Raw genomic sequence first — 8,263 nt, 5'->3', positions numbered from 1 at the left:
AATACCAAGGAAGCGCATAAACGACAGACGGTCGTTGATCAGATACTCCGTTCGTCGGACAAATTGTTTAGCGTCTGGATGAGCAGGACCTTGAACATCAGTACCGGATCAAATGGCGGTCGTCCGCCCTTGCTGCCATCGGAATACGCCAGGGCCTTTTCCAGATCAGGACGGAACGCTTCAAAATCCACAATTCGGGAAAAAGCTTCGAATTGATCGCCGAGCCCACTCAATCGCGCGAGCCGCTCTTCAACATCAAAGAAACCAGACTGCGTCATCATCCATGCCCTCACTCAATGCAGGAGTGATGGAATCACGCAGAGAGACCCAAAACCAGAGGGTTTTTCGAACCCTCCATTAGACGTTTGGTCCCGTGGTTTGATGGTGTGATATTTTCACGAGAGTGGACGCAAGCCTTCTGGGACAAATACGTGATGGGAGCGCCACGACCACGCACGCCGTGCGAGCAGCAATACAGCGATCGCAGGCTTGATCCCGAACTCTTCGCTCGGCGCCGCGAGCGAAACCTGTCATTTAAGGAGGTCGAAGATCTCTTCGACATGTCCTGTTTCAGGCCGGATTGGCAGCGTCATGCCATAACCCGGCCCTGAAAGTTGTGGCAAAACGTATGAAACAGCGGGGTAAAGCGCATAGATTGGTGATCGTTGCTATCGCACAGCGTCTTGTCACAATCGCTAACGCCGTCCTCAAAACAGGCAAGCCGTGGCGCATTAACACCGTCGCTAGCCGCTTCGGCAACGCCGACATCAGCTGGACTACGCCTCCAACGTGGCCATACAACCCCCACAGGCCTACTTTCGCCAGTACCAGCCGCCGCTGATGACCGTCTGGGGCCGATGCCTCGACGCGCGACATCCCCCACGCCGAGGTGTGCTTCTACGATACCGGTCATCTGGCACTGGAGCCCTATGGCGCTGAGATTGGCGCAGTCATCCGGGCGTTTTTGGATCGAAACCTGGGCGCAACGTAAACACGCGCCACCATCACGCCAACCCCGCCTCGGCCATCCAAAGCTCGGCGTCGGCACCAGCAGCGATACGCAAGGGCGCGGCTGGGTCGGTGGCCGCGCGCCAGACGGCCTGCGCGACGTCGGTCGCGTGGGTGGACCGGGCCCTGGTCCTCCAGCACGCTCTGCACGAATCCCTGGAGTTGCGGCGAGTAATCCAGGTCGTCCATGCCGCGCAGATGCGGCATGGCATTGTCGCCAAAGCGGGTCTGCGGGGCACGTCCGGGCAGCACCAGGTGCGCGCGCACGCCGAAAGGCTGCATTTCCAGTGCCAGCGAAGCGGTGAAGGCGTTTACCGCCGCCTTGCTGGCGCTGTACACCCCGATTAGAGGTAAGGTCTTGACCGTCACCGTGGAGCTGACATTGACGATCACGCCGGCGCGGCGGCGACGCATGTGCGGGGCGACGGCACGTACCATGGCCAGCGTGCCGAGCACATTGGTTTCGAACAACGCCCGGGCCGTCTCCGGCGCGGTCAGTTCCACCGGCGCCACGGCGCCGAAACCAGCATTGTTAACCAGAACGTCGATAGGCCCGGCCGCCTCGACGGCGCGCTCGACGCTGGCGGCATCGGTCACGTCTAGCGCAAGCAAGCGCAGCGAGGGCGGCAGCAGATCCTGTTGCGGCGTGCGCATGGTTGCAATCACCTCCCAGCCGGCTTCGTGGAAGCGTTTAGCGCTTTCCAGGCCGAAGCCCGACGAGCAACCGGTAATCAAGACTGTAGACATCATTTTCTCCTTTCAAAAATCAACGGCGCCATGCTAGGCCCTCAGCTCGAGACTAACTACAATCTAAAGTCGCCATTTCATTTGAATCCGTCCTGATGGCTACCATCGACCCCCTGGCCGAGATCGTCACCCTGCTGCAACCGATGGCCCGCTTCTCCAAACAGGTGGCGTGCACCGCGCCTTGGCGCATCTACCGCAATGGCACCGGCGAGCCGTTCTACTGCGCTATCCTTGAAGGCTCCTGTCGCATCGCGTTCGGCACCGGGCCGGCAGTAGTGCTGCTGACCGGGGACTTCGTACTTGCCCCTGCGATGCGCGCGCTGCGGATCGAAAGCCTTGATACGCCACCGGACCTGCCCGCCAATCAACCTGAAAAACTCGGCGAGGGGCTTTTCCATGTTGGCCGACGTGACGGACCGACCGATCTGCGCATGCGCATCGGCCATTGCCGGTTCGACACCCACGACGCTGCTCTGCTGGTCTCGCTGCTGCCTGATCAGATCATTGTCCGCGATCAGCCCCGGCTGACCACGCTGATACAGTTGATCGACGAGGAAGCGCGGGCGCAACGGGCAGCGCACGAGCTCGTGCTGGAGCGGCTGCTGGAGGTGGTGCTGATCGAGGCCATGCGCTCGGCATCGGCCATTGCCACGGCGCCCAGCCTAGCCCGCGGCCTGGCCGACGAACGCTTGGCCGCGGCTCTGCGCGCCATGCATATGCAGCCGGAGCGGGCCTGGACCATGGCGATGCTGGCGCAGGAGGCGGCCCTGTCACGCTCTGCGTTTTTCACGCGGTTCAGCCGCAGCGTTGGCCTGCCGCCGATGGAATACCTGCTGATCTGGCGCATGGCGCTGGCTAAGCAACTGCTGCGCCAGCCGGGTCTCGGCCTCGAACAGGTGGCGCAACGCGTCGGCTATGGCTCGGCCAGTGCCTTCAGCGTGGCATTTGCACGGCGGACGGGGATGCCGCCTGCGCGCTATGCGCGCGCCCATACGATGTAAACCCTCGCATCGCGCTGGAGTGAGCCGCGTTAGGCTTGCACCGGTGGTGCGGGGCCCTCGTCGACTGGCGCAGCAAAGCACCCAGCAAGTGCGGGGCTACGACTGCCCCAGTCCTCCGGCGGTACTCGCCAGAATCTCGGCCAGGGAACATGGCGTGCCTCCGGTCAAACGCACGATGTCACCGCTGACGATGTCGTAGGCGCCACGCGCCTGCCGCGTCTTCATCGATACCACGGCATCGGCCACAACCTCAGGCAGACCCGTTTTGAGCAACCCGGTTCGCAACACCTCGGCGCGCATCACGTTCAAGGCAAACGGCCGCTCGATGTGCTGCGCGACCAGCCTGCACACCGCTTTACCGCGCAGGGTTTCAGGGCCTGTCAGCTGATATATGGCGCCCTCGTGCCCCTCGCTGGTCAATGCGGCTGCGGCAGCTTTGGCCACGTCGCCGCGCGAAACGAAACTGACGCGGCTGTCCTCAAGCGCCGCAAGCCCGCCTGCCGTCAAAGACATCCGCACCTCTTCGACCAGCGTCTCGGAAAAATAGCTCATACGCAGTATCGTCCATGCGGGGATCGCGCTCTTGATCAACGCCTGCTCACTGTGCCAATACGCCGCGCCAACGGCGGACTCCCCCTCACGCTGCGTCCCGGTTGCTGACAACAGGAAGACGTGACCGACTTGGGCATGTGCAGCGGCATCCACGGCCGCCAACATCTGGCGCGAACGAATCCCCGGCCGCAGATCAGCCCCTGGAATCAACAGCAGGCGATCCAAGCCCTGATAGGCCGCCACCAATGTCTCAGATTGGTCGTAGTCGCCCAAGCGACCTGCGTAGGATAGATCGGTCTTGGGGGTGCGCGAAATCGCCACCAAATTTTTGGCCGAAACCGTTTCCGCCAACGCCTGAACAACTGCGCTACCGAGCTGACCGCTGGCACCGCTCACACCTATTTTCATCATCAGATTCCATGGTTATTTATGGTTCTTTAGGATAAATTTGTTCCTATAAGCTAACAAGTACGCATGAATTCATGCGTCAAGAACACCCAGGTTCCTGTCGCCCCAAGGAGTAGCAATGGAAAATGTAGAAGCGGAATGTCGCAGCCTGGCAGAGGTGATTGCACGCATTGGCGACAAGTGGACGGTTATGGTCTGTGGCCATCTCTCAGAAGGCACCCATCGTTTCAATGCGTTGAAGCACCGCATCCCCGGCATCTCGCACCGGATGCTGACCATCACCCTGCGCGGGCTCGAACGCGATGGACTGGTGGCTCGCAAAGCCTATGCCACCGTGCCGCCGAAGGTTGAGTACTGTCTGACCCCATTGGGGCAAAGCCTGACAGGACCTCTGGCAACCCTGGCAAGTTGGGCACGTGAGAACCGGCCCGCACTTGAACAGGCCCGCACCGCATTTGATCGTCGTGCCGCGCAGGGCTGAACTGGCGTTGAGGTGTGATGAAGCGCGCCGTCAATCAGCGGCGCATGCGGGGCATCATTCCATCAAATTGAACCACTTCACCATGCGCTCACTCAGGTGTTTGTCCAGAAATGTCGGTTCATTTTTCTACAGTATAATTACCAATATGCGCAGTATCGTGAGGCACATGAGCGGAAATTACTGGCAGACAGGAACAACGGTGACGGTATACGCGAGTATGTCGGACTTGCCACGCGCACATGTCCGGTTTTGGAAATCTTTATGGCGCCTTGTATGTCGAGGATGAACGCGTGTGCTGCCTGTCTGGTCTCACCACTCAACAGACAAGCAGTTTAGGGGGTAGTCAGCCTGCGATCAGTTAATAGAGTTGGGATTGCATATCATCACTACTGATCAACTGCCTACGCGCTTCCCTCGATAAGTGAACGTAGGCCGACCGTAGCAACCGCTGCGACCTGCTCCAGACATACACAGCTGACACCATCTCGCGCAGCAGCCGACATGCCGGCCATTGTCACCGTCACGACGTCGGTTGCGATTAATGCTACCGCTGGTGCCCCGCGGGCGATGAAGGCTTGCAGCTTTTCACGACGGATCTGAGCAACGCGCATAGCGATGCGCCTTCCTTCGCCGCTACGATCGGCCCGCAACGCTTCAAGGACCAGGCACCCTGCCTGATCACTGCAGGTCGTGTATGTGCGTGCGGCTTCGCCCAGCAGCTCGGCAATACTATCGACAATCGGACAGTCATCACGAAAGAAGGCCTCCAGCGGCAGAACTTCGGCCACATACGCTTCTGCAATTCGCTCGAAATAGGCGGCCTTGCTCCCAAACGCAGCATAGAAGCTGGCCGGCCGGATACCGAGTGCCTCGGTAATGGCGGCAATACCAAGCGCTTCATAACCGTGCGTGTGAAATAATGCGCGCCCGGTGATGAGAGCGGCATTTGGATCGAACCGGCGGGGGCGGCCACGCGCTCCTTTTGATAATAAATGATCGGTCACTCAAAAAGCCTTGACGTTAGTGCTGGATGAATTATGTAGCGATCAATCAATAAATTCAAGGAGCTCCTAATGTTGGCTTCGGCAACACGCAAAATTCTGGTCATCGGCGGCAGTCGTGGAATTGGGGCGGCGATCGTCGCGCGCTTTGCTGCAGAAGGCGACGACGTGTCATTCACCTGGGCTGGATCGCAGACAGCTGCGGAGGCAGTCGCGGCTCGTACTGGCGCACACGCGATCCGCAGCGACGCTTCAGACCGCGATGCGACGATTGCCCTTCTGCGCGAGATAGGGCCGCTTGATGTTTTGGTCTATAATTCCGCCCTTCTGTTGCCAGGCGACCCGCTAACGCTGGAGCCGGATGCAGTAGACCATCTGATCGACGTCAATATTCGCGGCCCTTATTTCGCATCCGTCGAAGCTGCGCGTCAGATGAGTGAGGGCGGCCGGATTATCCTGATAGGTTCTGTGCATGGAGACAGAATGCCGTTCGAAGGTCTTACGGCTTATGGAATGAGTAAATCGGCATTGCAGGGCCTTGCGCGTGGTCTGGCACGAGATTTTGGCGCGCGTGATATCACGGTTAACGTGGTGCAACCGGGTCCGACGAACACCGACATGAATCCTCATGACGGTCCCCTCATGCAGGCGATGCATGACGAGATGGCGCTCAAACGGCACGGTACAGCAGAAGATGTGGCACATTTGGTGGTTTATCTCGCAGGTCCGCATGCAAGTGGGATCACAGGTGCCATGCATACGATTGATGGTGGGTTCGGCGTATGAGTGAGCCGGTCCTGTATGTGATCTATCGCGGCACGCCAGCTGATCGTTTCGATCGGGCATATTACGAGGAGCACCACCTGCCGCTGGTGAGGAGCGCCTTTGCTGCCTATGGGCTTATATCGCTGGCTGCATTCTATCCGGCGCTGGACACCTCCGAAACTGTCGCAATCTGCGAATGCCGCTTTACCGCCTCAGCCAGCATAGAGGCCGCCTTCAGTAGTCCTGAGATTTCAGCCGTCATGGCGGATGTGCCTCGCTTTACCGATCTTGAACCACTGCGCCTGCGCGTATTGCCTCTCTGAGGTTCTGATATGAATTTTCATCACCCATGGTCGAATGCACCGCTACGCAGTATTCGCCGAGGCCATTTCTGGATACCAGGCGAGCGCGTGGTCCAATCTGGCCGCACCTATCAGCGTGCACCGATGTATGTGGAGTGGGAGGCACCCGAACACGTTACACGTCCTTACCCGATCGTTTTGATGCATGGGGGCGGGTTTCAGGGGACGGAATGGTTCGATACGCCCGATGGCCGAGCGGGATGGGCGCAGCGTCTGGTTGAAGCAGGTTATGCAGTGCTAGTGATCGACCGGCCGGGGCACGGGCGTTCGCCCCTGCATACGGACATCACCGGGGCAATGGGACCGCCGTTTTCCTATGAAGGCGGCCGTCAGATCTATTTCCCTGGTACCGATCCGCGCCATACACAATGGCCGTTTGCTGCGGATAACGAGTCGGCAATGGACGATTTTATCGCGGGTTATGGGCCATTGCCCGCTGATTTGTGCGTCTCCCAGACGATGGATGCCGACCGGACCGCAGCCCTTTTGGATAAAATTGGCCCTGCGATCCTGCTGACGCATTCTGCCTCCGGCCCGGATGGCTGGCTGGTCGCTGATCGGAGACCTGATCTCGTGCGGGGTATCGTTGCGATCGAGCCAATGGGGCCGCCTTTTGCGACCATTCCCAACATCGGACCGATGACGTGGGGCGCTGCTGCCGCGCCACTGGCGTTCGAACCGCCTGTGAGCGATGCAACGGTCCTGCAAGCTGCAGAGCCAGGTACGTATCGCCTGCCGTCTCTGGTCGGATTGCCGATCCTGATCGTGACCGCCGAGGCTAGCGACTTTGCCGCCGCAAGCCTGCCCACTGCTGCATTTTTGAATAATGCGGGGGCCTCAGCCGAGTTGATGCACCTGCCGGATTATGGCGTGCACGGCAACGGACATGGCTTGATTTACGAGAAAAACTCTGACGAAGCACTGGCTCCAGTACTGGCATGGCTTGCGTCGAACACAGAGGCGTTAGCATGAAGATAGCCTTTATCGGCCTCGGTGCGATGGGTCGTGCCATGGCCACCAATCTGGTCCGCAACGGCCATGACGTTTCCGCTTGGACGCGCTCGGGCCGCACGCTTGCAGGTGTGACCACGCTGGAAATACCGGATAAGGCCTTCGAGGGCGATGTCGTACTGACAATATTGTCGGATGATACGGCTGTTCGCTCCGTAATCGTCGATCCAGATTTGCTGTCACGCGCAAAATCAGGTGTGATCCATGTGATGATGTCCACGATTTCGGTCGCGTTTTCGCGCGAGCTAACGGCGCTGCACAACCAAGCCGGGGTGGCATTTGTGGCAAGCCCTGTTCTTGGCAGGCCGGATGTTGCGGCAGACGGCGCGTTGCAGATCCTGACGGGTGGCGATCCAACACATTTGGCCAGGCTCGTGCCTGTATTCGAGATTTTGAGCAAACGTATTTGGCCGATGGGGGACAAACCTTGGGGAGCTCATGCGGCCAAGATTGCGTGTAATATGATGATTACCATGGCGATTGAGGCGATGGCGGAGGCAGTTGTGCTGACAGAGGCTAATGGTGTCGCACGCGAGGTATTTTTTGATCTGATCCTAAATACGCTGTTCGGCAGTCGATCTTATCAGGTCTACTCGAAGAATATCACGAACCGGGTTTACGAACCCGGCTTCCGTGCGGCTCTCGGCCTCAAGGATCTGAGGCTTGCGACAGAAGCGGGTGCTGCGACCGGTCGTGAACTGCCAATGCTGGCTGCGATCTTCGGACAGATGGGAGAAGCCATTGATGCTGGGCATGGAGAAAAGGACTGGTCGATCGTCGCGGCACAGACATTGGGTGAGGCAGATAAGAATTCCTGAGAGATTATGGGATACATAGTCAGGCGTATGAGAGGTAGTTAGACGGCATACAGAAAGCATGTCTGCTTTTGGAAATTTTCTGCGGCGCTTTGTATGTCCGAGATGAGGG

The 8,263-nt window shown here is 59.1% G+C and carries 9 protein-coding genes and 1 pseudogene; 6 read left to right on the top strand and 4 right to left on the bottom strand.

The window, feature by feature from the left end:
• Nucleotides 1–281, bottom strand: a pseudogene (locus tag GSP01_RS13990) (transposase); the annotation flags it as partial.
• A gap of 646 nt (nt 282–927) precedes the next feature.
• Nucleotides 928–1,758: an SDR family oxidoreductase gene (locus GSP01_RS13970; RefSeq protein WP_228124013.1), complete on the bottom strand. Its 831-nt coding sequence runs from the start codon at nt 1,756–1,758 to the stop codon at nt 928–930.
• A 92-nt stretch (nt 1,759–1,850) separates the two neighbouring features.
• Between GSP01_RS13970 and GSP01_RS13965 the strand changes: the two genes are divergently transcribed.
• Nucleotides 1,851–2,756 (top strand): AraC family transcriptional regulator, encoded by a 906-nt coding sequence (locus tag GSP01_RS13965; protein ID WP_141354505.1) that lies wholly within the window; start codon nt 1,851–1,853, stop codon nt 2,754–2,756.
• A 96-nt stretch (nt 2,757–2,852) separates the two neighbouring features.
• Here the strand turns inward: GSP01_RS13965 and GSP01_RS13960 are convergent, their stop codons facing one another.
• Nucleotides 2,853–3,719, bottom strand: coding sequence for an NAD(P)H-binding protein (locus GSP01_RS13960; RefSeq protein WP_141354503.1), 867 nt, complete (start codon nt 3,717–3,719; stop codon nt 2,853–2,855).
• 115 nt (nt 3,720–3,834) lie between these two features.
• On the opposite strand from GSP01_RS13960, the gene GSP01_RS13955 reads away from it, so the two are divergent.
• Nucleotides 3,835–4,197 (top strand): winged helix-turn-helix transcriptional regulator, encoded by a 363-nt coding sequence (locus GSP01_RS13955; protein ID WP_141354501.1) that lies wholly within the window; start codon nt 3,835–3,837, stop codon nt 4,195–4,197.
• Between the two features lie 401 nt (nt 4,198–4,598).
• Here the strand turns inward: GSP01_RS13955 and GSP01_RS13950 are convergent, their stop codons facing one another.
• Nucleotides 4,599–5,201: a TetR/AcrR family transcriptional regulator gene (locus tag GSP01_RS13950; RefSeq protein ID WP_141354499.1), complete on the bottom strand. Its 603-nt coding sequence runs from the start codon at nt 5,199–5,201 to the stop codon at nt 4,599–4,601.
• A gap of 69 nt (nt 5,202–5,270) precedes the next feature.
• On the opposite strand from GSP01_RS13950, the gene bdcA reads away from it, so the two are divergent.
• From bdcA to GSP01_RS13930, 4 genes are read left to right on the top strand one after another with little or no spacing between them, the layout of a single operon-like run.
• Entirely contained in the window at nt 5,271–5,984 is a 714-nt protein-coding gene (gene bdcA / locus GSP01_RS13945; protein WP_141354497.1) for an SDR family oxidoreductase, read from the top strand.
• Complete coding sequence (locus GSP01_RS13940) at nt 5,981–6,286, top strand: EthD family reductase (protein WP_141354495.1); 306 nt, start codon at nt 5,981–5,983, stop codon at nt 6,284–6,286. Before bdcA ends, GSP01_RS13940 begins: the two co-directional genes overlap by 4 nt.
• A gap of 9 nt (nt 6,287–6,295) precedes the next feature.
• Nucleotides 6,296–7,297 (top strand): alpha/beta hydrolase, encoded by a 1,002-nt coding sequence (locus GSP01_RS13935; protein WP_141354493.1) that lies wholly within the window; start codon nt 6,296–6,298, stop codon nt 7,295–7,297.
• A complete protein-coding gene (locus tag GSP01_RS13930) occupies nt 7,294–8,154 on the top strand; it encodes an NAD(P)-dependent oxidoreductase (RefSeq protein WP_141354491.1) in 861 nt (286 codons plus the stop codon). The genes GSP01_RS13935 and GSP01_RS13930 overlap by 4 nt, the downstream gene beginning before the upstream one ends.
• The last annotated feature ends 109 nt before the right edge of the window (nt 8,155–8,263 follow it).

Source organism: Gluconobacter sphaericus NBRC 12467 (assembly GCF_006539125.1).
In the GTDB taxonomy this organism is placed as follows: domain Bacteria; phylum Pseudomonadota; class Alphaproteobacteria; order Acetobacterales; family Acetobacteraceae; genus Gluconobacter; species Gluconobacter sphaericus.
Note: the sequence above shows the minus strand (reverse complement) of the source record. Positions and strands in the feature narration are given on the sequence as shown.